Origin of the sequence: Paenibacillus sp. FSL R5-0912 (genome assembly GCF_000758605.1) — a bacterium.
Classification (GTDB): domain Bacteria; phylum Bacillota; class Bacilli; order Paenibacillales; family Paenibacillaceae; genus Paenibacillus_AQ.
Genome location: NZ_CP009282.1, coordinates 7,477,919 through 7,503,450 on the forward strand (window position 1 = coordinate 7,477,919; position 25,532 = coordinate 7,503,450).

General features: G+C 52.6%; 24 protein-coding genes. 4 read left to right on the plus strand and 20 right to left on the minus strand.

Going from position 1 to position 25,532, the window contains the following annotated elements:
• Positions 1 to 10 precede the first annotated feature (10 nt).
• The 3 genes from R50912_RS31755 to R50912_RS31765 form a co-directional block, all read right to left on the minus strand.
• Positions 11 to 979, minus strand: coding sequence for an NAD-dependent epimerase/dehydratase family protein (locus R50912_RS31755; RefSeq protein ID WP_042240768.1), 969 nt, complete (start codon positions 977 to 979; stop codon positions 11 to 13).
• Positions 980 to 1,382: 403 nt separating this feature from the next.
• The gene (locus tag R50912_RS31760) at positions 1,383 to 1,931 is read right to left on the minus strand and encodes a TetR/AcrR family transcriptional regulator (protein WP_042240770.1); all 549 of its coding nucleotides are present in this window, start codon (positions 1,929 to 1,931) and stop codon (positions 1,383 to 1,385) included.
• Positions 1,932 to 2,548: 617 nt separating this feature from the next.
• Positions 2,549 to 3,826: a nitric oxide synthase oxygenase gene (locus R50912_RS31765; RefSeq protein WP_042240772.1), complete on the minus strand. Its 1,278-nt coding sequence runs from the start codon at positions 3,824 to 3,826 to the stop codon at positions 2,549 to 2,551.
• Between the two features lie 173 nt (positions 3,827 to 3,999).
• Here R50912_RS31765 and R50912_RS31770 point away from each other — a divergent pair, with 173 nt between their 5' ends.
• Positions 4,000 to 4,323 (plus strand): putative quinol monooxygenase, encoded by a 324-nt coding sequence (locus R50912_RS31770; RefSeq protein WP_039294950.1) that lies wholly within the window; start codon positions 4,000 to 4,002, stop codon positions 4,321 to 4,323.
• Positions 4,324 to 4,464: 141 nt separating this feature from the next.
• On the opposite strand, the gene R50912_RS31775 is transcribed toward R50912_RS31770, so the two are convergent.
• From R50912_RS31775 to R50912_RS31805, 7 genes are all read right to left on the minus strand, one after another.
• Entirely contained in the window at positions 4,465 to 5,307 is an 843-nt protein-coding gene (locus R50912_RS31775) for an EcsC family protein (protein WP_042240775.1), read from the minus strand.
• A gap of 315 nt (positions 5,308 to 5,622) precedes the next feature.
• Complete coding sequence (locus R50912_RS31780) at positions 5,623 to 5,904, minus strand: hypothetical protein (protein WP_042240778.1); 282 nt, start codon at positions 5,902 to 5,904, stop codon at positions 5,623 to 5,625.
• Between the two features lie 78 nt (positions 5,905 to 5,982).
• Positions 5,983 to 7,404, minus strand: coding sequence for a hypothetical protein (locus R50912_RS31785; protein ID WP_042240779.1), 1,422 nt, complete (start codon positions 7,402 to 7,404; stop codon positions 5,983 to 5,985).
• A 272-nt stretch (positions 7,405 to 7,676) separates the two neighbouring features.
• Positions 7,677 to 8,225, minus strand: a complete 549-nt coding sequence (locus R50912_RS31790) for a hypothetical protein (protein ID WP_042240781.1) — start codon at positions 8,223 to 8,225, stop codon at positions 7,677 to 7,679.
• Positions 8,226 to 8,299: 74 nt separating this feature from the next.
• Entirely contained in the window at positions 8,300 to 10,291 is a 1,992-nt protein-coding gene (locus tag R50912_RS31795; RefSeq protein ID WP_042240784.1) for an FAD-binding protein, read from the minus strand.
• 121 nt (positions 10,292 to 10,412) lie between these two features.
• Positions 10,413 to 11,255: a MerR family transcriptional regulator gene (locus tag R50912_RS31800; protein WP_042240786.1), complete on the minus strand. Its 843-nt coding sequence runs from the start codon at positions 11,253 to 11,255 to the stop codon at positions 10,413 to 10,415.
• 93 nt (positions 11,256 to 11,348) lie between these two features.
• Positions 11,349 to 11,537, minus strand: a complete 189-nt coding sequence (locus R50912_RS31805; protein WP_052416795.1) for a YdeI/OmpD-associated family protein — start codon at positions 11,535 to 11,537, stop codon at positions 11,349 to 11,351.
• Between the two features lie 153 nt (positions 11,538 to 11,690).
• On the opposite strand from R50912_RS31805, the gene R50912_RS31810 reads away from it, so the two are divergent.
• Positions 11,691 to 12,782: a GIY-YIG nuclease family protein gene (locus R50912_RS31810; RefSeq protein WP_042240789.1), complete on the plus strand. Its 1,092-nt coding sequence runs from the start codon at positions 11,691 to 11,693 to the stop codon at positions 12,780 to 12,782.
• Positions 12,783 to 12,971: 189 nt separating this feature from the next.
• Here R50912_RS31810 and R50912_RS31815 read toward each other — a convergent pair whose 3' ends face one another.
• Entirely contained in the window at positions 12,972 to 13,712 is a 741-nt protein-coding gene (locus R50912_RS31815; RefSeq protein ID WP_042240790.1) for an SDR family oxidoreductase, read from the minus strand.
• A gap of 149 nt (positions 13,713 to 13,861) precedes the next feature.
• Here R50912_RS31815 and R50912_RS31820 point away from each other — a divergent pair, with 149 nt between their 5' ends.
• A complete protein-coding gene (locus tag R50912_RS31820; RefSeq protein WP_042240793.1) occupies positions 13,862 to 14,788 on the plus strand; it encodes an AraC family transcriptional regulator in 927 nt (308 codons plus the stop codon).
• A 243-nt stretch (positions 14,789 to 15,031) separates the two neighbouring features.
• On the opposite strand, the gene R50912_RS31825 is transcribed toward R50912_RS31820, so the two are convergent.
• Positions 15,032 to 15,901 (minus strand): AraC family transcriptional regulator, encoded by an 870-nt coding sequence (locus tag R50912_RS31825; protein ID WP_042240796.1) that lies wholly within the window; start codon positions 15,899 to 15,901, stop codon positions 15,032 to 15,034.
• A gap of 266 nt (positions 15,902 to 16,167) precedes the next feature.
• On the opposite strand from R50912_RS31825, the gene R50912_RS31830 reads away from it, so the two are divergent.
• Positions 16,168 to 16,995, plus strand: coding sequence for a GNAT family N-acetyltransferase (locus R50912_RS31830; protein ID WP_042240797.1), 828 nt, complete (start codon positions 16,168 to 16,170; stop codon positions 16,993 to 16,995).
• 195 nt (positions 16,996 to 17,190) lie between these two features.
• Here the strand turns inward: R50912_RS31830 and R50912_RS31835 are convergent, their stop codons facing one another.
• From R50912_RS31835 to R50912_RS31875, 8 genes are all read right to left on the minus strand, one after another.
• A complete protein-coding gene (locus R50912_RS31835) occupies positions 17,191 to 18,426 on the minus strand; it encodes an alpha/beta hydrolase (RefSeq protein ID WP_052416796.1) in 1,236 nt (411 codons plus the stop codon).
• 140 nt (positions 18,427 to 18,566) lie between these two features.
• Positions 18,567 to 19,001: a DUF3021 family protein gene (locus R50912_RS31840; protein ID WP_042240800.1), complete on the minus strand. Its 435-nt coding sequence runs from the start codon at positions 18,999 to 19,001 to the stop codon at positions 18,567 to 18,569.
• A 16-nt stretch (positions 19,002 to 19,017) separates the two neighbouring features.
• Positions 19,018 to 19,332, minus strand: a complete 315-nt coding sequence (locus R50912_RS31845) for a LytTR family DNA-binding domain-containing protein (RefSeq protein ID WP_231637749.1) — start codon at positions 19,330 to 19,332, stop codon at positions 19,018 to 19,020.
• A gap of 298 nt (positions 19,333 to 19,630) precedes the next feature.
• Positions 19,631 to 20,449, minus strand: coding sequence for an ABC transporter ATP-binding protein (locus tag R50912_RS31855; RefSeq protein ID WP_042240811.1), 819 nt, complete (start codon positions 20,447 to 20,449; stop codon positions 19,631 to 19,633).
• Positions 20,449 to 21,480 carry a FecCD family ABC transporter permease gene (locus R50912_RS31860; RefSeq protein WP_042240814.1) on the minus strand — a complete coding sequence of 344 codons (1,032 nt, stop codon included), beginning with the start codon at positions 21,478 to 21,480 and terminating at the stop codon, positions 20,449 to 20,451. Before R50912_RS31860 ends, R50912_RS31855 begins: the two co-directional genes overlap by 1 nt.
• Positions 21,477 to 22,517: a FecCD family ABC transporter permease gene (locus R50912_RS31865; protein ID WP_042240817.1), complete on the minus strand. Its 1,041-nt coding sequence runs from the start codon at positions 22,515 to 22,517 to the stop codon at positions 21,477 to 21,479. The genes R50912_RS31860 and R50912_RS31865 overlap by 4 nt, the downstream gene beginning before the upstream one ends.
• Positions 22,510 to 23,604 (minus strand): iron-siderophore ABC transporter substrate-binding protein, encoded by a 1,095-nt coding sequence (locus R50912_RS31870; RefSeq protein ID WP_042240819.1) that lies wholly within the window; start codon positions 23,602 to 23,604, stop codon positions 22,510 to 22,512. Before R50912_RS31870 ends, R50912_RS31865 begins: the two co-directional genes overlap by 8 nt.
• Positions 23,605 to 23,864: 260 nt before the next feature.
• Entirely contained in the window at positions 23,865 to 25,478 is a 1,614-nt protein-coding gene (locus R50912_RS31875; RefSeq protein WP_042240822.1) for a copper amine oxidase N-terminal domain-containing protein, read from the minus strand.
• Between the last annotated feature and the right edge of the window lie 54 nt (positions 25,479 to 25,532).

Below are 25,532 nucleotides of genomic sequence, written 5' to 3' on the forward strand. Positions count from 1 at the left end.
GGAGTTACACTTATTTGGCTGCACGGTTCTGGAGGGAATGGATCGTCGCTGTTATCCCCTGTTCAAAAGACGTGGCCGGAACCGGCCCGGCTAACCGCTCGTATTTCGCACCGCTGAGCCGCAGCGGCTCCTTCGTCAAATACAGCATCTCGACAATCTCTTTCATTACCGGTACAAACAGGCCGAGCAGTGACAGACCTGCTGCGCCTAAGGGGATAACCACTTTCGAGCTTCCGGCCGCTTCGCGGGCAATCCGGACGATCTCTTTGCCGGAGATCACGCCGGCTCCAGGAATATTCCAGTTCTGCCCGTAGGCCTCCTCGCGGAGGGCAAGCTCCACCATCATCACTGCCGCATCCGGCAGATAGACGTATTCACGCGGAACATTCATGTTACCGATGAACATCGCAGGTCTACCGGCAGCTATGGCTTCCAGCGTTGATCCGAGGTAAGAGGCTTCATTGGCCGTGGGGCCGTAATAATCCGGCAGGCGGACAATCATTCCCTTCGTGCCGCTCCAGCGCGGGCTGAAGAACATCCGCTCGAATTCCAGCTTTATTTTCCCCTTGCGGGTATGCGGATTCTTCGGATAGTTCTCGGCAATCGGCTGCTCATCCACTCTTCTGCCATACGGATAAATCCCGTCCACAGCCACTACCTTCACCCCCAGCCGGTTCGCGGCCTCCATCACAGCTTCACCCATCGGCAGCAACTTCTCGGCCATTTCGTGATAGGGCACCGATGCACTGTGAAAAATAACATCAGCCCCACGCGCGACCTTAAATACATCATCCGCACGGAACACATCACCGGTCTGCAGGCTCAGCCCTGCCGGATTCCCCAGCTTGGCCGCGAGCTGTTCCAGCTTCGGCATGGAGCGCCCAAAGGCTACAGTCTCGATCCCTCTTCGAAGCAGCTCGGCAATAATCACCGTTCCTGTCCCTCCGGTTGCTCCCAGTACCAGCGCTTTATTTATCATTTGAAATTCCTCCTGTTAGAATGAATTGTTATTGATTATTAATCACAATTAGTGATTGATCACTAACTATATAATAAATTTAAATTGTATATAGCTTAGCTTAAAGCGACTCATTGAAATTATCTTATTCATGGCCGCTTACCTGCGCTCAGAATGAAAATGATGGACACCTAACACTATTTAGTTTCGTTCAAGCTTTGCTTGTTCTTTGCTTGTTCTCCATTGCATTGTTGGTTATTGATCAGTCACTACTTAAACTTAAAAAATGATGATCCGGCTGGATCGGGGATTATGCGGCTGACTCTTACCTGCCGTGCTTACCTGTTGCTCTGAATATTGCTTAATCCACCTACTCCGCTCGGTGCACCGTTACACCCGATCATCCTCCAGCCCGCACCGATGCTTACAGATGCTTCGGCTTCAGCTCCGGCATTCCCAGCGTGAGGGCGATATTGCAGAGCATACCGTTAGCCATAAAGGTGCTCACCTCCACCTCAGGATGCGCAAACCCTGCTGCCGAGAACTTGCTCTCCATCAGACGGGCTACCTCCAGAATTCCAGCCTGCATCGACTGGCGGATAGCTTCATCCCGGATGCCGATGGCCTGCACCTGCAGAATAATCTCATTCGGATGGGTCTCCATCAGTTGCTCGTATACCTGAATGGCCTCTGCAAGTAACTGGTCTGCAGGAGCCTGAAGCCCTGAGAAGGTGCGGAGAATCCGTTCAAAAGCCCGCTCCAGCGCAGCAATGAACAGCTCTTCCTTATTCTTAAACAGCTTGAAGATATACGGCTGGGATATCCCCACCTTCTCGGCCACCTGCGCGGTTGTAGCCCGGTAATAGCCATGCTCTGCAAACACAACCACAGCCGACTCCAGAATCTGCTCCCTGCGGTTTACCGGAACGGCCTCCTCTCCTCTGGAACGGATAGTGCCCGATTGCTTGTTCATATAGGTCTCCATTTCTGCCGGAATGATAGGTGATCGTTTGACTGTCTTTTGGTTATTGATCAATCACTCTCTTATTTAGCAGTATATACTTCAATCTTTAAATAATCAACCACAGTCTGAAAAATAATAATTACTGAACAAAATCTCCCGGAAGGCGAATCAGCACCAATCAGCACCTCTCTAAGGTTAATTTAGACCTCACTCACCGTTCCCGGCTAATCCCCCTTTGTATTATCAGCTGCAAATATCAGCTGCGAAAATGGAAAATTAAGGTGATACACCTCCACTTCCTAATTAATTGGATAGACGTATCTTAATTCGGATGTTTCGGAGTATTCGAGGTAAGCAGTTGGATAAGTGCAATTAAATTTGATGTATTTCCTCCGTTCTGATCTATTTCAGCTAATTAAGTGCTGATTTTCCAACGGTTTCCTCGTAAGGGCTCCTCGGTTCATGAGCAAGTGGAGAAAAAGCAACTATTTCCGGCCGCCATACAGCCAAGCCCTTTCCCCTTGACAGCTGTGCAGCCTGAATTGCGCTTTGCCGGACCAGCCCCCATTTCAACCGCGTGCAGGGAGATTGCACGCGGCGCTAAGCCAATTGTTCCATATCATTATTTATTTTAACGGACCGGAGTTAGTGGGGTGATGGAAAGGACATGTCATCGCTTCGGCAGCACCCTGTTGCTCAGACTCTGCTGCCGGTTCATCCGTCTCCGCATGCAACGAGGCAGAGCCGCCAGCTTCACTGGATGGACCCGCTGCTGCATTTAACCTGTCCGCGTACGCCTTCTTCTGGTACATGAAGCGCGGACTTAGATGCAAATCTCTCAAGGTATTATCATTCCAGATCGGCGTGGACGAAGGCGACATCGGGGGGATCAGCCAGCCCCACTTGCCAGATACTTCGCGCCCCTGACGCTTCTCCTGTTCCTGGAAGCGGACGAACTGATCTGCCGCTGTATGATGATCTACAATACTGACCCCGGCCTGCTTGAAGGAATGCAGTACCGCGCGGTTCAGCTCCAGCAGCGCGCGGTCTTTCCACAGCGAGGTATTAGTCGAACGATCCAGGCCCAGCAGATCGGCCACTGCCGGCAGGCGGTTATAACGTTCTGTATCCCCCAGATTCCGGGAGCCGATCTCCGTTTCCATATACCAGCCGTTGAAGGGCGCCGCCGGGTAACGGATGCCGCCGATCTCCAGGCACATATCCGAGACTACCGGAACGGGATACCAGCGCAGGCCCAGCTCCGTGAACCGTTCGATCTCCGGATGACTGAGCGGAATCTCCTGCACAAGTCCCGGCGGGACAGGGAACCAGCGGGGTTCCTCCTCGCCGATGCTGATAACGAGCGGCAGAATATCGAAATCCCCGCCTGTACCCTGCCAGCCCAGCTTCAGGCAGACTGCAGTGAACTCATCCGAGGCCGGATCACCGGCACGCAGCTGCTCCCCGTCCCCGGGATAGCCGGCATAACGGATCAGCTGATGATTCCAGATCCGGATAGCTCTATCCGGCTGCTCTCCGCTGCGGAACACGGTAATGACCGGCCGGATCCTGCCGCCGTTATTCGCATGCTCCACATGCCGGAATAGCGCCTCGGCCACCTCCTCCATAGTCTCTGCCCCGCGCGCGTCAAGCACTGTAAGCGAATGCCAGAACAGCCTTCCGATACAGCGGCTGTTATGACGCCAGGCCATCCTCGCCCCGTGGGTTAGTTCTTCCTCCGTATGTATATAGGCGCCCGTAAGGATCACCTCTTCATGTATATCTGCAAGACGCCGCTCCCGCTCACTCTCGGACTTGTCCAGCTCCTGGTAACATGCAGTGATGAAGGATTCCGCCTGCCCGATTAACGCCCGGCTGCTGTGCTCTTGATCGTTATTGTTCATTTCGTTCACTCCCTGTTAGTCCGTTGGACATACGCACTCCTGTCCATTAGCTCAATCATAGTAATTGCAGGAGTAAGGATCAAGCTCACTCCACTCCTTGTTTCTGGTAAAATAATGTTGATCAACTCCGCCATTGGAGCGGATAACTACATCTACATGCTGGAGTGATGAGGTTGAGCAAATTTGGAATGTATGCAAAATTCACCGCTAAACCGGGTGAACGGGAGGCATTGGCCGCCATTCTGCTGGAAGCCGCAGCGGCGGCTGAGCCTGTTCAGGAATGCGAGCTGTATATTGTGAACCTCTCGGAATCAGAGGCGGATATCCTCTGGGTCACAGAAGTATGGAGCAGTGCGGAAGCGCATGCTGCTTCCCTTGCCCTGGAGGCCACCCGTGCCACGATCCAGCGGGCCATGCCGCTGATTGCCGGAGTCGAGCCGGTCAAGCTAATACCTGTAGGCGGAAAAGGGCTGGCGTTCGGTTCAACTGCCCCATAGGCGGCTGAATCCTTATAGCTTCCCTGAAATAGAGGCAAGGAATGCAGCCCTAGGGCAGTAATCCTTGCCTCTATTTCATCATGCCCGCCTTGCCGGCAGCCCCGCTGCCATTTATGCGCGGTTCGGCTTCAATCAGAGCCCTTATTTCAGCTCCAGCTCAGCCAGCCTGGCGATAATCCGTCTTTTGCGGTATAGCATACGGGCAGCCTCCGTCACATCCTCCAGCGTCTTCCGGTTGAGATACGCGCCAAAGAACATGCCCGCAACCGGAACCGTCTGGAGCAGCTTTTTCCAGCCCCAATTGTCACGGTATACCATAACAACCTCTTTCCAGCCCTGAATCTTCGAGACTGCCGCGTTCGTTCCGGCAATGATGTTGCCGTCCCCGCCGGCCTGCAAATTCAGCTCCCGCAGAATCGTCCGCTTGCCGACAATATCGGAGGATGCGAATTGCATCACCTTCACAGTGAATATCCGTTCCGCCTTATCTGTCGGATCGTAGCCATAGCATAGGCCAATCTCCTGGATGGCCTTCAATGAAAGGCCGAGCACAGCCGGAATATCGGCAGCAAGGGTGAAGATTCCGCCGAAGCCGGTAGTTGCCCCTTGGGCAGTTGCCGTATTCCGGCTCCTCTCTGAGAGCCGGAGCGCTGCCGCATCCATCACGGCCAGCGGATACGGCCCGTTCCCCGTACCCCCGGCTGCCACGCTTGCTTCCCCGATCAGCGTGCCTACCTTGCGCCCGGCAACCAGATAGTTGCCGCCATTCTGGATGTAGCTGCCCAGCTCATCCAGCAGCTTGCCTACCTTCTCATGAATAATCTTCGGTGTGATTTTATCAAGCAGCTTGAACGGCAGGCGGGTAATCCGGTCCCAGATCATCAGCTTATTCTGCTCTTTCTCCCACTTGGCAATCCGGGCAAGCTCGGCATGCAGTGTCTCCGGTGTCTCCAGCGGTACCCGTGAATCAGTAGCTTCTGACATATTTATGCCTCCCTTGAATGATGGTCTTGCCATGTTTGTTGCGTCTTAGTGGTATTACTACGTAGACTCTCTCTGATCCGGTTCATGTAAATTATAGATGTGCCTGATACCTTATAACCTTTTTCACTCCAAATGATTGCACAAGTTAGCATAAGCTGGCCCCTAAGTAGGTAAATAGCAAACAGGCATTCCCGGAGTCAATCCGGAAATGCCTGTTACACCAGTAACGCAGGTGCTTAATAGCCTGCCGAATTTAGGCCAGCTTCAGACTCGGTGCAGATCACGTTGGCTATTGCTCAGGCTTTAACTCTGGCTTTAGCCACGGGCCTTGCCGCCAGGTTCGTCCAGTGAAGCGAGTCTGCGTTTCTCTTCGGCCAGCCTATCTTCAGTCAAGTCTACACCGTGTCCGCCGACTGATCCTTCGGGAGCATGGCGAACGGCTTCCTCGGCATGCTCCAGGCTATTCTCTGCCTGGTCAATCATCTGCTCTGTCGGATGGCTTAACGCCTGAGTTACAGCGTTATGCAGCTTGGTCACAGAATCCTGCGCCTGATCCACCGTGCTGTTCGTCCGCAGACTGGATTCGTAATGCTTCATAAGTATACTTCCCCCTCAATCACGGTTTCTGTTCTTCTCTAGGATGGATTGGAGTGCGTATTCTTATGCAGACATTTCCTACACCAGAAACATGGCGGTGAGAGTCGTCGCCGCCAGCCCCAGCAGGACCGGCTTCAGATTGCGCCGGGCCAGCTCGAAGGGGCTGACGCCGCAGATTGCCGCGGCGGGAATGAGCGCCCACGGGATCAGGGTGCCGCCGCCGACCCAGATGGCGGCCACCTGCCCAAGGGCGGTCAGGGTCGCCGCGCCGGAATGGATCGCGGCGGCGAACAGCCCGGCAATCGAGCCGGCCAGCGAGATGCCGGAGAAGCCGGAGCCGTCGAGACCGGTGATCGCCCCGATCACCGTCAGCGTCACGGCTCCCACGGCACCATTCAGCGGCACGTGATCCGCCAGGGCAACGCCCAGGTCGTTCACGATGCCATGCGAGCCGTCCGGCAGCACCTGGCCGAACAGCCCGGTGAAGGCCGAGTCGCCAAGATAGAAGAAGGCGGCGATCGGGATGACCGGTCCGAACACCTTGAAGCCGAATATGAATCCTTCAATGAGATAAGCCGTGATTTTCTCCAGCCCCTGGCCCTGGCGGCGGTGGGCCAGCAGGGTAATGACAATCAGGATCAGCACGGCGGTTCCGCCGACCAGAGCTGTAGCATCACCGCCCTGCAGGTGCAGCATGAACATGGCTATCACATCCAGAAGGAAGAGCAGCGGGATGGCGATGGCCAGCGCTTTTCGAAGACCAGCGCTCATGAGTACCGTCCTGTCATCACCCGGTCCTGCTGCAGACAACGGCCCTGCTGTACCTTGGGCAGCGACCAGGCCGTCTCTCCACGTTCCGTTCTTCTGGTCTCTGCGCATCATCCAGAAGGCAGTGACAGTAGTTACAACACCCATCACGATAACCAGCGGAATACTTGCCTGCATGACGCTGGATACGGGAAGACCGGCAGCATCCGCAGTCAGCTTCGGCGCTCCCTGGATAATATAATCCCCGGAGAGGGCGATCCCGTGCCCGAACAGATTCATTGCCACCGCTGCACCAAGTGCAGGCAGGCCGACCCGGACAGCAACAGGCAGCAGTACCGCACCGACCAGGGCCACCGCAGGGGAAGGCCAGAAGAAGAAAGAGGTCACCATCATGATCAGCCCGATCCCCCAATAGGCCATCGCTGGTGTGCGCAGAAACCGGGTGAGCGGGGATACCATCGTCTCGTTGATGCCTGTAAGAATCAGAATCCGGCTCATCGCCACAATAATGGAGATGATCATAATGGTGCCGAGCAGCTCTCTGGTAGCATATACAAAGGAATTGAAGATTCCAGACACCGACCCACTGAGCGTAGCCGTTGCCAGCAGACCCAGCGCAAAAATCCCGGTCACACAGATCATTGTCGTATCACGCCGCCGGATCAGCAGCGCCAGAATGAACACAATAAACACTAAGTACACCCAATGAATCGCCGTAAGCTGGATACCCATTATTCTACGCGCCCCCTTTCCACTTCCTTATAGCAGGTTCAGTGCTATATGCTATGCAGGGGCATAGGCTGGTGTTCGTACAACCGGGCACATCTGCGCCATCCTTACAAGTGGAAACGGCTTTGCCGTCCTTTTAAAGGACGGTACCGTTTCAGCGAGAAATAGAAGGATAATTTATAGCGTAAAACATATAAATTCTTATATTTTAAAAAAAAGACCCCGGAATCCACGCAAACCGCGGACTCTGAGATCAATATATAGGTTTTTCCCTATTAAGACTGCCGGTTTGCCCTCCGCGCCCGGATGAAGGCGAGCTGCTGCAGCCGGTCCTGGGTGGAGCTTCCGCTCCACAGGCCAGGTTGACCGGCAGGGCCCCCGCTGCTCTTCCCTGCTTGATCCGGTGGAGGGGCAGAAAGGGACAGGGTACAAGTACCATCCCTGTATATGATCAGGCTACGATCAGCAGAGAGGTGATCTTTGGCGACATACTCATCGATGTAGCCGTATATTTTTCTTAAGGTCACAGGATCTTTGCTCATCTGCTGAAGGATATTCGGGGCAATTACAATCTCCCGCACCTCATCCCGGGCTCCCTTGCCGGCACTTTCCGCACTATTGCTCCCGTCCTTGGACACCGCTGTGATCTGGACAGACAGGCCGTATTTCTTCCTGATTCTGCGTGCCTGATCTTCAATGGCCGCAGCAACAGCTGCCAAAGTCTCCGAAAAACTAAGCACAGACGACTCTGCCGGAGCATGGGCCTCCTGATGCGGTGAACGGGTCAGCGAAGCGGCTTGAATCCGGGATATGGGAATATACATCGAACATTCCTCTTCTCGATAAAAGTTCAGGACAACTCTTTATCGGTGAAAAGAGGGAGATTGCTTAAACCGTTCTATTCTGTGCCCAGTGCCCCGGCCGCTGCATCCTCGCCGCCAAGCCGCCCGGAGGTGAAGGAATACCCCAGTCCGACGCCATTTCCTACATAAGTATCGTTAAAGAGTACGCCTTCGGACTCCACGCCCACGGCATATAATCCCTTGATAGGCACACGCTTGTCATTCAGCACCTGGAACTTGGTATTTACAAGCAGGCCGCCCACCGAGCAGAGATTGTTGATCTCGGAAATAATTGCATAATACGGGCCGCTCTCACCCATGGGAAGCAGATATTCCTTCGCTTTGCCGAACTCGGTATCGATGCCGGTCTTCGCCGCTTCCTGATACAGCTTAAAGTCAGCAGCGAATACCGCAGCGTCCATACCCGCATTCTTCGCCAGTTCCTCCAGGGTACTGCCTTTGAAGCCGTCGCCGTTGGCAACCATGGACTCGAATACTTTATCCGCATCCTTCCAGGGCTGGTCCAGCGTGAATTTGTCTTTGTAAGGGGCATAGAATTCCGGCGGCATTCCCGGCAGTCCGGGTGCCTTCAAGCCATTCATCCCCTTGGTCTTGAGGGCATCAATCTGCGCCTGCGAGAGGATAACCAGATGATAAGCTCCGTTAAAAGCACTCGTGTTCGCCGCTGCTACTGCGGTAAGAGTTGCCGCTTCATCTCGGAATCTCGCTCCGGAAGGGCCGACATTCATCAGCGTTGGCAGGTAGGAGAGCATCAGCGGATAGCTGGCTTCGAACGGCTCATATTCCGCCTTCAGCTTGTCCGTTGCTCTGGCCAAGGTCTGGTGAAGCATTTGTCCCCCGAAGTTATCGGGAACCTTCGCCCCAATATCCCAGGACATTTGCAGCCCTTCGCCGATATTCTGTCCAAGTCCGCCATTCACGCCTTCGAAGCCGAAGGCTTCCTTGACCATCTCTTTATTGCCGGCATAACCGCCGGTAGCCATGACAATGCTTTTGCCGGTGATCTCAAGCACCGTTCCATCCGCCTTCTCGGCAACCACTCCGGTAACCTCTCCATTACTGCCTGTAATCAGCTTCCGGGCTGTTGTTTCGGTGATTACCTGTCCGCCGCCCTTTTCCACAGATGCTGCAAGCATCGCCTTCAGCAGATCCTGGCGGGTGTCATAGGCCGGTAACATATGCAGCTGTTCTCCGCCAAAGTTAAGGAAGGTAGTGGTGTAGCCCTTGCCTGTCAGCCAGTCATAGGTTTCACCCGACTGGGTCACGTATTGGCGGATTGCCGCTGCGTCTACTCTCCAGTGATTATTAACGATCCAGTCGCCAATCTCCTTCTCTACTTCCACTTTAAGTCCGCTGCTGACAGCGGCTGAAGAGTTGTAGAACTTACCTGCCCAGGACAGATTACTTGCTCCGCCAATCGTAGCTGTTTTCTCAATAAGAATGACCTTTGCACCTTTATCGGCTGCAGAGACTGCCGCAGATACGCCGGATGCGCCTGCACCCACAACAACGACATCCGCAGACAGCTGCTCCGTCTTGCCTTCTCCCGATTTCACTACAGCTCTCGATTTAAAAGCCTCCACGTTGCCGCCCGCCTGCTTCACCGCATCTTCAACAGCTGTCAGGATCGCCGTGCTCGACTCCGAAGCGCCGCTGACTGCATCTATGGCCAAGGTCTGGCCGGCAATAATCTCTTCCTTAATCTTATTGATAGCCTCCACACCAATGCCGGCCGTTTCGTTCTGGCTGACCACCTGGATATCCGTGATTACGGATTCGGCGTTGAGTGTGACTTCTACCTGAATCTTGCCGTCTTTGCCGTCAGCTTCCGCTTTATAGGTTCCCGCTTTAAAAGTTTCCGGTACCGCACTGGTATCCGCCGGCTGCGTAGCCTCCGGTGATGATGAAGGCTGCTCCGATGCTGCCGGTCCGGCTGAATTATTGCCGCTGCAGCCGCTGATGAGCGACAGAACCAGGATCAGACATACGCTTACTTTTAACAATGGCCGTACTGCTTGCTTATGCATTATTTCTCCCCCTGTGTGGTTAGTGCAGCCCCGCTTCTCTCTCTATAAGAACTGCTGACTACGCACAGAGTGTAAACCTTGGTACAGCACCAAGGTCAATGAATTATATGTGAAATATTTCTCAATGTATGCAGGCGGGCGGTTCCGTTTCTGCTTGTTTTGCCGGAATATTGATCTCCAGATAGGTTTTGTTGCCGCTGTTCGTGCGCTCTGTAAACAGGATTTTACCGCTGATATCCCCGCTGACCGTATATCTCTGCGCCTTCGCATAATCCAGCATGAATCCGAAGGACTCCCGTTCGAGGTATTCCTCATAGGTGCTGGCAATCACTGCAGAGATGCAGGTTGCCGGCTCCAGATACTCCACACTGTCATTCAGGCAGACCTCAAGCTTCTGCTGATCCTCTTCCAGCAGGGCAAGCCCCCAGCTGTAATCCAGCTCTTCGGTTCCATAGATGCATTCTGTATTCTCAATACGGAAGGAATAGAAGGTGAACGGCAGCAGCTCCATCCAGGCCTGGACGGTTCTTTTGAGACCCTCCTTCTGCAGCAAATGGTTCTTGTTCGTCTGCTGAATCCGGTACATACCCGGCACTTGCTTGATTCTGCAGGTATAAAAGGATTCGCTGATCCCCCCAAGCTCGGCATGGATCTCCTGAATCTTATTCAGCAGCAGTGTGCTGCGGCGTATCTCTTCCTCCAGCTGCATTCCGGCAGCCGCTATCGACTCCACCACTTGCTCGGAAGGTGCGTCATTAATCAGTCCGGCCACATCCTGAAGCGGAATCTGCATACTCCGGTACCATCTGCTCGACAGTAAATTGCGCGCGTCCAGATCATTGAAATACCGGTAATTGTTATGCTGATCCTTCATCGGCCGGACAATATCATGTTTCTCATATAAGCGCAGTGTATCTGCCGTCACCCCTAGAATTGACGCGAATTCACCGATAGAATACTTCATCAGCAGCCCCCCAGCTTACTTGATCCCATTCTTTCATCAGTTCAATGATAGAGGGTTTAGCCGGGAGACTTTGTGGATTATGTCACACGGTTGCTACTGCGTCTTGCCTTCGCTTAGGCTCGCCATCGTCTTATTGAGCCGCCGCTGCCGCGTTTCCGCCGTCTTGGCATCCTCAATCGAGAGGACAAACCGCCGTTTATTCGTGTAGGAGAGCCCATCCCAAAACTGCTTCGCTCCGGCATGCTGCTCCAGCTCCGCAGCCAGATCAGCCGGCACTTCCACTTCACGCGGCTGGGTATCCAGCGCAAGCTATAGGCGCTTAGCCATTTTTATACCCATTGTAGTGCAGGGAATGGAGCTTTTCCAGTCGCCGGTGAGGGCGGCATGGTTTATACTTAAAGGTACTGAAGAATGTGACGAACGGAGGCGGCCGCCATGCCCGCGAATTTAACAGAAAAGGTAGCAGACCTTCCTTTATCGCCTGGCGTGTATCTGATGAAGGACAGTCTGGGCCATATCATCTATGTCGGCAAAGCGAAGCAGCTGAAGAAGCGGGTCCAGTCCTATTTCTACAATAACAAAGGACACTCGCCCAAGGTGAAGCAGCTCGTCAAGCATATCCGCGATCTCGAATACAGGCTGACCGATACGGAATTCGAAGCCTTCATGCTGGAATGCCAGCTGATCAAAGAGATCAAGCCAATGTACAACCGCAAAATGAAAAATCCGCTCGCCTACAGCTATATTTCCATCGTGGACACTGCGCCGTACCGGCAGATCGAAGTCGGCTATGAGCCCAGCACACAGGCAAATAGTCTCTCCTATGGTCCTTACACCAGCCGCAGCACCGTGGAGCGGGCTGTACAGGGCATTAAGGAATCGCAGAGAATCCTCTGCAGCAGCCCCCATTCCCGGACTACCCGCTGTCTCAACCATTCGCTGGGCTTATGCATCGGCATGTGCGGGGGTGGTGAGGCTCTGAACCGGTATGAGGAGATTATTGGGCAGATCATTTCACTGCTGAACGGGAGCGGCAATTCAATCCTAAGCGGACTGGAAGCCCGGATGGAGGAGGCGGCGTTGCGGTATGACTTCGAAGCAGCTGCCAAGTACCGGGATTACCTCGGGGCGGTCCACTCGCTGCAGCACAAGGAGGAAGTGATCGGCTTCACCGGGGAGAACAAGAATATTGTCGTGCTGGAGCCGGTGGACGAGCAGTCCCACAAGCTGATTCTTATCAAGGGCAGCGTGATTCTCTACCGCACCCGGCTGGCGACTGAAGCGCTGGACAGCGGACAGCTTACTAAGATGATTACCTCTGCCGCATTGGAGCATTTCCGCAGCAGCAGCCTGATTGCGGCTACAGAAGAAATGAGCCGCCATAAGATCGATGAGGCCCAGATCATCTACAGTTATCTGAAGAGCAGCTCCGGCAACTATCTGCTGGTTCCGCAGGAGTGGCTGGAGGATACGGATGCCGCTAAGCTGGAAGACGGGATTAACGGGCTGATCGGGAGCGCATTATAACCAGCGCGGATACCGGCTCTCCATGTGTCAGAAATACATCGTCAACCTACTCGCGGTAACAATAAATCTCTGCAACAATAGAAACCAGGACCTCTGCACACAAGCAGCGGTCCTGGTTTCTAATTTTAGAGGAGCTTACGGCTGCAGCCTTCCTCTGCTCGAGGGCCGCCGGCAGTCCTGACTTATTGGTTACACTTGGGCAGTAGGACGGATCACGATCTCGTTCACATCGATATCATCCGGCTGTTCAATTGCGTAGGCAATGGCACGCGCTACTGCATCCGGTGTCATCGCCAGCTTATCGCGGACGGCGGCAAGCTGATCTCTCACTGCCGGATCTGTCACACTCTCCGTGAAGCCGGTCTTGACGATACCGGGTGAAATGATAGTGACGCGCAGCTTGTCGCCCGCCTCCTGGCGCAGTCCCTCCGAGATGGCACGCACGGCGAATTTCGTTCCGGAGTAGACCGACTGGTTGGGAACCGTCTTATGTCCTGCTGTAGACGCAGTGTTCACGAAATGTCCGAAGCCCTGCTCACGGAAGACCGGCAGCGCTGCGGCAATACCATACAGAACACCTTTGATATTAACGTCAATCATGTCCTCCCAATCCTCGACGCGCAGGTCGTCGAGCGGGGAAATAGGCATCACTCCGGCATTGCTGACGAGCACATCTATCTTCCCGTACCGTTCACAGGCAAGTGCAACGAGTCTGCTTAGATCCTCCCGCTGTCTCACGTCCGTGCTTGCATAAACGGCTTCGCCGCCATTGTTCACAATGCGTGCCGCCAGCGCCGCCAGGCGGTCTGCTCCGCGCGCTCCAAGCACTACCTTTGCCCCGCGCTCCGCAAGGAGCAGCGCTGCCGCTTCCCCAATCCCGCTGCTCGCACCCGTAATGACGACAACTTTATTCTCAATGCTCATACTCATCCTTCTCTCTACGGTCTAATGGCCTTGCCTGTTCATTGTAAGTAAACAGCAGCCCAATCAGGTAGACAGATCGCCTCCGATCCTTGCCTAATCCTCTCCGGTGTATATATAATTAGCCATTAGACCTTCGCGGAAAGGAGCAGTGAAGCATGAACGACATCTCCTCCCTCTCTACCCTCTCTGCCCATTTACAAGACCTGATTCTGCTTATTCAGCGTCATGCGCCTTCAGAAGGAACACATGCTTCAGACTTGCCGGAGCTATGCTTCAGACGTGCAAGCCAGGTGTCCGAGCCGAGACATTCGGTCAATACGCCTTCGTTATACGTGATTGTACAAGGCTCCAAGACAGCTTCGCTGGCGGGAGATACTTACATATGCAGTCCGGGCAGCTACCTGGTCAGCCCGGTGCATCTGCCTGTAGTCGGGATGATTACCGAAGCCACGCCGGAGCTTCCCTATCTGAGCCTGCAGTTATCTATTCGTCCGGAGGTCATACTGAACATCATCCACAGCAGCGGTCCGCAGCGGGAAGCAAAGACAGAACGCGGTATTCTGCTGGGTCAATCCGATACGCCGCTGCTGGAGGGGCTGGTCCGCCTGGTCCGTCTTCTGGATACGCCTGAGGATATTGAGTTCCTCGCGCCGATGATGATCCGCGAGATTCTGTACCGTGTGATGAAGGATGATCAGGGGGCAATCATCAGCCAATTCTCCATTGCCGGCAGCTATTCGTATAACATTTCCAAAGCGATCCACCGGATTAACCTCGATTACTCTAAGCCCCTTGTGATTGAAGAATTGGCGAAGGAAGCCAATATGAGCCCTTCCTCCCTGCATAAGCATTTCAAAAAGATCACAGCAATTAGCCCCCTGCAGTATCAGAAGGCCATCCGGCTGCAGAACGCACGCCGTTTGCTGCTGTCAGAGGGATTAGAAGCCGCTGACGCGGGCTTTCGCGTAGGCTACGAGAGCCCTTCCCAGTTTAGCCGGGAGTATGCCCGCATGTTCGGGCGTCCTCCAATGAACGATGTTAAGCATCTGCGTAATACCTTACGTGTTCACGTGGATGAATAGGCGAACTGGGAGCTATCTGGCGCCGGTTAATCAGATACACATTATGCAGTATGCTTAATTGCACTTTGTACAACTAAAGCGGCTGATTTATAACCGATTATGCGTTTAGTTGTATTTCGTACAATTAAACTGCCATTTTAACCTTGGATATCCCCTTTAGGGCAGATTTAGTTGTACAGACTGCAGTTATACGGGGCAAGCAACCCTTTTCGCTGATTTTAATTGTACCAAATACAACTATCATTAAGCCGACTTGTTAACAACGGGAATCCAGACTTCCATTTCATACATGTTATTGCCCCGGTCATACGTCATCTCAAACTCAGGACCCTCTGTGGCTTCATAATTCGAGCCCGGGAACCATTCCCCCCAAATGCGCTTCCATAAATCATGAATATCGCTTTCTCCATCAGGATAAACTCCGGTCGTGAAAATTGCGTAGGTTTGCGGAGGGATCTGCAGCTGTTCAAAGCCTTCCGGCAAGCCGCTTTCGGGTACAAAATATCCGATCATGTATGAAGATTTCTCACCCTGCTTGTTATACATTACCGCATGAATTTGGCCGTTCTCCCCCAGTCCTGCGGCAGCCCGAATCCGGTTCACATCTCCGCCAGCAATACACCGGGTCCAAAAGGCAGGGATTTCAATAAACGGATTCTCGCCATCCGCATTAATTACAGTAGATACGCCAAACATTTCAACAGCTTGTTTTTCTTCGATTTTATAGTTCACTTCTACATCCCCCCGAATTGAAAGTTGAAAGGATAACCGGGGATAAGCCTTAAGTGAGACGCCCTTGTCGCGCGCGGACATTGGCATTACACCATGCATTTTTTTGAACGCTCTGGAGAAGGCTTCGGGCGATTCGTAACCATACTTCATAGCGATGTCGATAATCCGGGTTCCGCCTTGCTGCAGTTCAAAGGCTGCAAGGGTCATCCTTCTGCGCCTGATATACTCTGAGAGCGGCACATCAGTTATGAACGAGAACATCCGCTGAAAATGGTACGTTGAGCAGCAGGCAATCCTGGCCGCCTGATTGAAATCAATCACATCCGCCAGATGTTTTTCTACATATTCCATTGCGTTATTCATGCGGTCCAGCCAATCCATACCGGTCCCTCCTTTCAAGTCTGATTATAAGGGAGAATGAGACAGGAAACCTTGCAATCCATGCACCGAAATATCATGTTCGATATTGCTTCTCCAGATTCCTTCGCACGACGGAATCAAGTATGGCTTCGCCTGCCGGAATCCTTGGGTATGTAGTAAATCATTTAAGAAAAACTCTACCTTGGGCCTGCCGTTAGGCCGTGTCATAATACATCATGGGGCTTGCTTACCCGATCCGGATCCTGACAGCAATTAGGAGGCTGAACTTGATTATTGAAATATGCAATTCTGAAGAAGACCAGTACGGCAACAGTAAAGAGAACATATTTATTGCACTCGGTGAGCACGGGGAATACTTGGGAAGTGCCTTCACCTATCCGGCCATCAACTGTCACCAGACGCCGGATACACCTTATCTGATTTACATCAGTATAAATTCCGCCGGTCATTTAGATGAATCACTGAATAAAAAAGTTAGCCAGCGGCTATTTGACACAGTGCTTGCCAGAGCTAAAGCGCTGCGGACGCAGCATCCGGAATTAACCGCCAGAATATACGCCGGATTTGAACCGGATCAGGAGAAAATGGACTTCTATCTGGGCAACGAATTTGAGGAAAATTACATTATGGTTATGGAGGCCAGTATTCCTGACAGCTTCACCTATACCTTGCCGGAAGCTCTCGAAACAGCACCGTTGAACCTTAACTGCGGAAAAGAGCTTACGGAATATAAAGAGCGGTACGATGAGTTTTTTGTTACGCCGCTGAACCTGGAGGCGCTTGCAGAGCAAGCCAGACAGCCCTTTTTTACCAACCTCTCGTTTTTAAAAGACGGCAAGCTGCTGGGCGGCTGCACTATTTTCGCCAGGGATGGCTGCGGATATATTGAAACGGTATATGTGGTACCCGAAGCCCGCGGAACCGGCAGTTCCAAAATGATTATGAATTACATCTTCAATTACTTCTCATCAAACGGTTTAAATACTGCCCGGCTTGAGGTCTGGGAACTGAATACCCGCGCGGCCGGCCTATATAGATCCTTAGGATTCATCAATGTGGAGAAGCAAACGATGTTTCCGGGGATAACCCTGTAGCGCTTAGTTCCTGCCAGTGTACCCGTAAACATAATTTCGGAGGCTAAAGGATATGGACATTTATTATATACTCAAGGAACCATGGGTAATTGTTGAAGGGCAAACTGCACTATGCGTTTGAGGATTTCATCAAATATGCTGAAGAAAACTTTCTGTTTGCTGAGGATTTTGAGTAAGCTGTTCTAAATGCACTTATCAGTACACCGCCTGCGGTTCAAACTGTCCAGTCCCTTTTAACGTATAGTCAAAAAACTGCAGAATCAGCGCATTCATCGTCTCAATGCAGTAATACTTATCGATATCGGCTCGCCCGCCCTGCAGCATATTCGCAAGGATCGGCGAGAACAGCGGAAGATCGGTTAGGCTTAAGTGCTTGGCGCCTTGAAAATGAACGGTATACGCATCCTTAAAGTTTGGATTATCGGTCTTGTTCGCCGCGTAAGCCGAGTTTTTCCCGAGCTGTCTCCACACATCGTCTGTATAAATGTTCAGCAGCGGTACGCGGTAGGGTTCATTTTTTGCCGCCAACTCATTAATCTCAGGGTCATACACAAGCTCATTGAAGAACGGGGCATCCAGATTCACCACAGCATCCACATCGCTACGCTCCCGGACGAGCGCCACGCTTGCCGCACCACCCATGGAGTGGCCGAATACGCCAATGTGCTCAGTGTCGATAAGCTGATATACGGGGTCCTGGTCACTTACAGCCTTCTCCAGGATCGTATCTATCACCAAATTCATATCCCCGGTCCGCAGCTTCATCCATTTTTGCGTAAGTCCGTACAGCTCTTCCATCGTGTAGATGCCTTCTTTGTTGGAATCGTTAACCTCCCGCAGATAATCTGCATTAACCATAGTGATCTTCCCGTCCACTCTCTGTGTGTAAAAGGAATGGTAAGGATGATCGATAGAAGCTACTACATAGCCGTGACTGGCCAGCTCCGTAAAGGTTGAAGTGTTGCTTTCCCTGACCCCGTAGGCCCCATGAGAAAAGACCACCAGCGGATAGGTGCCCTCCGCATTGCCCGGATACCAAAATTCTACATTCACAAACCGCTTCTCCCCGGTATCCGTAAATTCTTCAATCCGGTTAGGGTCCGTATATGTGTAAGCCGCCGTTCTGACTTCATATTCCCCTGTCACTTCAGGTACCCGGTACTGCGGGAATAGAATGGGCGGTGTAAGTGCGATTAGCAGTGCCACAGCGGTTAACACGCTTTTCAATACCCTGGATGAACGTTTGGGCTTACTTGGATTCGCCTTCCTTCGGATAAGATCAATCGAACCCTTCAGCGCAAACATGAACAGCAGTGCCGCCAGCAGTACCCAGCTGAAGCTCCAATCAACAACGGGTGACAGTGTCAGTATAACGAATACGATAAACAGGGCGATTCTAATCCAGCTTTTGAGCTTGTTGCGGATATGCATAGGGGGGGCTCCTCTTCCAGTTAAGTTATGACCTCATCATAAAAAACTGCGAAAAGGGTGTATATAGATATACGGTAAGCTGTAGCTACAGGGCAATAAGATGCAGAATAACCCCATAAAGCGGGGCACTGACTTCGGGATTATTCGTGAATTTCTTGTTTAACAGCCTTAAGTCTCTCGTTAATTTGCTCTGCTTCCTTCTTATCCTTCCCATAGGACAGCACCCGGACTACGGCATATACCACGGCAATTTGGAGGGCAAGAAGGAGTGCGCCGGGCACACCAGTCACAACTCCGATCAGGCTGGCAAGGGCAATCAACAGAATCTCCAGGGTGAGAAAATGAACAACGATTCTAACACGCATGGCCCGCTCGCTTATCTCATGTGGAGTGTACCAAATGATTCCCGTTAAGGCCCCAAGCAGGGAGAAGCCCATAATCGTATAGACCGATATCAGGTCAAATGCGAGCTCCGGGATAAAAATCTGCCGCAGCACTGTAATGATAATCATGATGGATGCGAAGATGATCAGAAAATCGCGGATGATGTCTTTGACAAATTCAGATAACTTCATACTGTGATCCCTCCCCCTATAATCCAAGTCTTTGTTTGAGTGCCGGCACATACTGTCTTGATATCACTACACGTTCCCCGTTATCAAGCAAAGCTGTGAACCGGCCGCTAAGGGACGGATGCACGCTGGCAATCTTGCCGATGTTCAGAATCGTGGATTTGGAGGCGCGGAAGCAGTTTTTGTCTCTGCATAGCTCCTCCAGCTCATACAGCTTCTGCTTCACTTCATGCACCTGATTCTCGCTGTAGACAAACACTTTGCCGTCCACGGCTTCAAAATAATAGACATCACTGAGCTTGATGCGGCTGAGCCGGTCCTCCTGATACCCCATTATGATGAGGGTCTCTGTCTTGAGCTTATTTACAATTTCATGAATCTCGTCATCGACTTCATGGCACCGGATACGGATTTCCTCTTCAAGCTCTTTGCTTATTTCCTCGATAGAAATTTTGATAGGATCACCTACAATAGTTCAGATTCAATTTCCGCTGCCTGTTTCATTCTCATGATAAGGGAACGGTCTGACAGCTACAAGGGGAAGGATACACAACAAGCTGTCCTCCGGTTTGACCGGTCGGACAGCTTGGTATGAAACGGGGACCTTGCAGGGATGTGATGCCTGCCAGTCCTTATTTTAGAGCATTCGCCTGCCTATCATGATACCGTCCTCTGGGTACGACCAGCGGAGAGCCTGAGACAGGGTCTGCGATTACCGTGCAATCCAGCCCGAAGATCTCTTTGACCCGCATGCTTGTAATCACCTCTGCAGGCGTACCGGCAGCGACAAGCTTACCTGTGTGAAGGGCGAAAATATGGTCGGCATACCGCGCGGACAGGTTGATATCATGCAGCACCATTACAATTGTCGTTCCGTGCTTGCGGTTCAGGTCGGTGAGCAGATCGAGAATCTCAACCTGATAGGTAATATCCAGGAAGGTCGTCGGCTCATCGAGAAACAGGATATCCGTCTGCTGGGCCAACGCCATGGCGATCCAGACACGCTGCTGCTGGCCGCCCGAGAGCTCATCGATATTATGATTGGCGAATTCGGTGATATTCATAATCTCCATCGCTTCGGCAACGGCCTCATAATCCTTCCTGGACCATCCGCCAAGCAGGGACTGATGCGGAAATCTGCCCCGTCCCACCAAATCGGCGACAGAGATTCCTTCCGGAACAATGGGGGATTGCGGCAGCAGTCCGATGACCCGGGCCAGCGGTTTGGCCGGCATTTTGGAGATCGGCTTGCCGTCGAGGGTAACCTTACCCGACGTTGGCTTGATAAGTCTGGCCATTGTTTTGAGCAGCGTGGACTTGCCGCAGCCGTTCGAGCCGATAATCACACTGATTTTATGGTCAGGTATCACCAGGTCTACGCCGTGGATAACCGTTCTATTCTCATAGCCCGCTACGAGCTGCTCGGCCCCGAAATGATGTGCCTTGTTCATTATAACTCTCCCTTTCGATTCATCCGGATTAACAGGAAGATCAGATATGGCGCTCCGAGTAATCCGGTAATGATGCCTACAGGGAATCTGTACTCAAAAGCAAATTGTCCGATCAGATCGGACGCCAGAACCAGATTAACTCCGACAAGACCCGCCGGAAGGATATTCGAGGAGCCTGTTCCAACCAGTCTCTTCGCGATCGGCCCCGACAGGAAGGAGACAAAGGCAATTGGTCCTGTAGTAGCCGTAGCAATCGCAACCATACAGACAGAACTGACAATCAGCACAATTCTTGTCTTATCTGTGCTTACGCCGAGCGAGGTGGCCGATTGTTCTCCAAGCTCCAGTATACTCAGATGCTTGCCCAGCAGGATGATGATTGGCGTACAGATGATTACGATGATCACCAGCGGCGGAAGCTCGCGCATTTGCGAGCCGTTGAGACTGCCGGTCAGCCATCTGATGGCTGAGGGAACGTCTTTCTCGGAGCTGATCAGCAGCAGATAGGAGATTACAGCATCCAGCATAGCCTGCAAGCCGATCCCGATCAGGATTAACCGCCCGATGGAGAAGGTCTTCCCTCTGGATAGTACATAAATCAGCAGTACCGTGGCCAGACCGGCAATTACCGAAGCTAGGGAGATAACCGCTCCGCTTGCCTGAAGTATGACGATGCAGTACACCGCCGCCGCGCTTGAGCCGGACGTAATGCCAATCACATTCGGGTTCGCAAGCGGGTTACGCAGCATGGTCTGGAAGGTGTACCCGGCAATGCCAAAGGCAAATCCGGCGAACAGTCCCGCCAGCATCCGCGGCAGCCGGATGATATTCACCGCAAAAGAGACTCCCTTGAGCTCCTCTCCGGAGAGAGCCCGGATGACATCTGTCACCGGATAGATCGTGTTCCCGAGCAGAAGCATCGCGCAGCACAGAATACCTGCAAGTACTGCGAGGAGGCTGGTCACCAGTATGCCCCGGCGGTGTCTACGGCGTCTGCCAGCAATAATATATTCAATCGCCTGATTTGTCATAAGGACCGCACTTTCGATTTCATCGCTAATAGAATTAAGATCGGTGCCCCTACAAACGCTGTAACTACACCGACTTCAAGCTCCCCGGGGCTTCCAATAAGCCTGCCGCCTACATCCGATATCGTCAGAATAATGGCTCCGGTAACCGCTGACATAGGGATAACGAAACGCAGGTCCGATCCAAGGATAAGACGTATGACGTGAGTTGATAACAAGCCGATGAAGCCGATCGGCCCGGCCAGGGCCGTAACTGCACCGCATAACAGAACACCTGCAAGCGCCGCAATGAGCCGCAGTGTGCCTGTCCGCACACCCAGACCCGTCGCCACATCATCGCCCAGTGCCAGCGCATTCAGGGCCGGAGCCGTAATGAACGCGATCAGCATACCGGCAAGCAGGAACGGGATAAATGTCGTAATGCTGCTCCAGGTTCCCGAGCCGACACTCCCCACCTGCCAGAACCGGAACTGGTCCATAACATAAGAACGCGGAATCATGATGGCCGTGACCAGAGAAGATAAGGCAGCGCTTATGGCAGCACCCGCCAGAACGAGCTTAATGGGCGTGGCTCCGCCACGTCCCATTGAGCCGATTCCGAATACGAATACAGCAGTAATCGCAGCTCCGGCCAGAGCTAACCATATATACTGGTTCGCGGAGCTTATGTTCAAGAACGCAATGCCGCAAACCACAAACAAGGATGCCCCCGTGTTCACTCCCAGGATGCTCGGGTCGGCAATCGGGTTGCGGGTAACCGCCTGCATCAGCGCTCCCGATACTCCGAGTGCCCCGCCGCACATTAAACTGAATACCGTCCGGGAAATCCGCTTGCGGACCACATTTGCCCCGTAGCTGTCCACCTCCGGATGAAATAAACCATCGATCAGTTCATTCCACCCCACGTGACGCGCTCCCAGTACAAGGGAGGCTATCACGCACAAGACAAGCAATACCAGGCAACTCATCAGGACCAGGGTAAAGTTCTTCGGGATATGCAATTTTAGCTGTTTATCGTCCGAAAGCGGTGAACTATTCATTTATTTTATCAATAGCTCCTCCAATTAAGGCAAGGTATTCATCAATCGTGTAAGCAATGGACAGCGGGTTAGGCGTTCCGGCCGCTACCAGCGGTGTATCACTGTCGATGAAGGCAACTGAACCTCTTTCGATCGCAGGGATTTTGCCCAGCAGCGAATCTGCCTGAAGTGTCTTGAGCAATTCGTCATTCCCATATCCGACGATAAGATCAGCATCGTACAGGGCTTCCACATTCTCTGCGCTTAAGCTCAAAGAGTAGCTGGTAGGGTCCGTAATCTGGGAGGTAATGCTTTCCGGATACACCATTCCCAGCTCATACAGGAACGAGACACGGGAATCCACAGGCGTATAAATATGCAGTTTGGACAGGTCCTCAGCGGAGAAGTTAACCCAAACCACTTTTTTACCGTTAATCTGCGGATATTTGCCCGCCTTTTCGTTAACCAGGGCTTCGGTGTCCTTGATCAGCTGCTCCCCTTCTGCCTTCATGCCCATCCCTTCTGCATTGAACAGGACCTGCTCGCGCCAAGTGGTTGCCCAAGGAGCCGTCGGATAAGCGACTACCGGAGCGATCTGGCTAAGCGTATCATAGTCTTCCTGCGTAATTCCGGAGTATGCGGCCAGAATGACATCCGGGTCTGCATCCGAGATGGCCTCGAAGTCAAGACCGTCGGTATCCTGGAACACATTCGGATCGGTTACATTAAGCTCCTTCAGCTTATCTGCTGTCCAGGGCAACAGTCCGCTGTCATCCTGAACGCCGAAGTTCGCTGCCGAGAAGCCTACAGGTACAACGCCAAGCGCGAGCGCCACATCATGGTTCGCCCATTGAATGGTGACTACGCGTTCAGGCTTGCTCTCAAGTACAGCTTCGCCAAGCGCATGCTTGATCGTAATCGGATACTGCGTAGCATCCTGGGAGGCTGGTGCTTCTGTAGCAGCCGCTTCAGCAGATGCCGCAGCAGTTGCAGCCGGAGATGGTGAAGCTGTTGAATTAGACTCCTGATTTGAGCAACCAACCAGCGCTATAGTAAGTGCAAATGGAATGAATAATGCTTTCAAAGAGAACTTTCTTGTTGTGCTCATGCGTGGACCCTTCCTTATCTTATACTGTATTTTTTTGTTCTGCTGCTGCTGACTAAACGGCGGAGTGACCCCTCATCCCCAAAAAACAATGTGCAACTTTATACGATAATGAGAATCATTATCGATAAATATATAGTTGCCTGGACAGGTTGTCAATGTAAAAAATGGATTTCGCACGAAAAAAAACCGCAAGCGGGCACTGTTCAAGTGCTCCGTTTGCGGAGATTCTACGGTTAGGATGAAGGTTTTATGGCCTCACCTTACATGCTTTTAGTTAGCTTGATGGATTTATCTCCACCCCATTGTACATTCCAGCCCAGCAGCTCCGTAATAAAGCGGAGCGGAACGACCGTTCTGTTGTCGGCGTTCACAAAGACTTTGGCTCCAACAGATTGTCTCATCCCGTTAACCTCCATGAAATCCTTGTTCATCCAGAATACCAGTGTGTCGCTGCCTGCCTTAATCGTGACCTGCTGCGCCCCTTTATCCCATTTCACTTCAGCCCCGATACCCTCGCTCAGGTAACGAAGCGGAATGTAGGTCATGCCGCTCCAGATGAAGGGCTCTGTATCCATTTGCGTTACGGTGCCATTAATGTTCAGGACACCGCTGCCTACCTTCATCCAGACCTTGGTCATTGCTGCTGGATCTGTTGTGGCAGGTGCAGCAGCTTCCTGGAACTTGCCGTTATACTGCGTTACAATCGCATTGCCCAGCGCTTGTCCGACACTGAACATGGTCTTATAGCCCTCGCGGTTCGTCTGATAAGAAGCGGTGTAATCTCCGGCTGCATACTGTGTAAGCACTTGCTGCACCTGATTCTCATGTGCTGTTAGCGCGGCTTGACCCGCAGCCTCCGGCAGGTTGCCTGCGGTTGCCGAATCAAGGAACGCGGCGAATTCAGTAGTGAATCCGGCGATACGCGCCTCTACTGCCGCTTGGGCTGCTGCATCCTTATTTTTGACTGCCGTTACAAAATCAGCTTGCGCATTGACATGGTTCGTCACCCAGATTTGCTCGAATGCCGCCGCACCTTCTGCACCATAGATGGAGGCAATCGCTGCTTTGAAGTCAGCCGTGTTCATGGCTTCTGCCCGGATCAGCGCGTCTGAAGCAGCTCTTCCCTCGTATTGCTCCTGCATTTGCAGAACCGACAGGGCGAAATGCTCGCCAGCCAATTGATTGAGCGCGGATCTCAGATCAGCTGCTTTGGTATCGGCCTTGGTGCTTTCGAATTTGGCAGGCATCTGGGCAACGATTGCACTCGACAATGCCTTACTGATGCTGAACATTTCAGCGTAGCCTTTACGATAAGCCTCATAGGCGCCCTGGTAATCACCCGCTGCATAATCCTCGAATACCTCCTGGACATGATCCTCGTGACTGCGGATGACCTGCTTCGCTGCGGCTGCCGGAAGCTTGCCCTCTGTGGCCGTGCCGAGGAAATTTCCGAATTCATTGACGAAGCCGCTCACTTTATCTTCCGCTGTTTTCATTGCGGCTGCATCCTTGTTCTTGGTTGCCTTCACTAAATCATCTGTGTACTGATTATGGGCGCGGAAGATTCTCTCGAATTCAGCTGCGCCTGCATCGCCGTACAGCGAAGCAATAGCCGGCTGCATATCAAGTGCGTTCTGATCAAGCGCTTTGTAGGCAGCAGCCGCATCCGTTGTCCCGTCATAGGCTTTGGTCATGGCCGTTACTGCCAGCGTGAAATGTTCAGAGAGCAAATAATCAAGTCCTGCTCTCAGTTCAGCGGCCGGTGTGTTCACCGAGGCCTTCATGGCCCCTGTTGTCGGTTCTGCTGCACCTGCAAGTGCTGGCATCATTAAGGTCATGCTTAACATGGGAACGATCCATTTCTTCATTGTCATCTCGCTTCACTCCTTAGGTTAGTGTTATGAGTGTTACGGGGGCAGTTCAGGTAT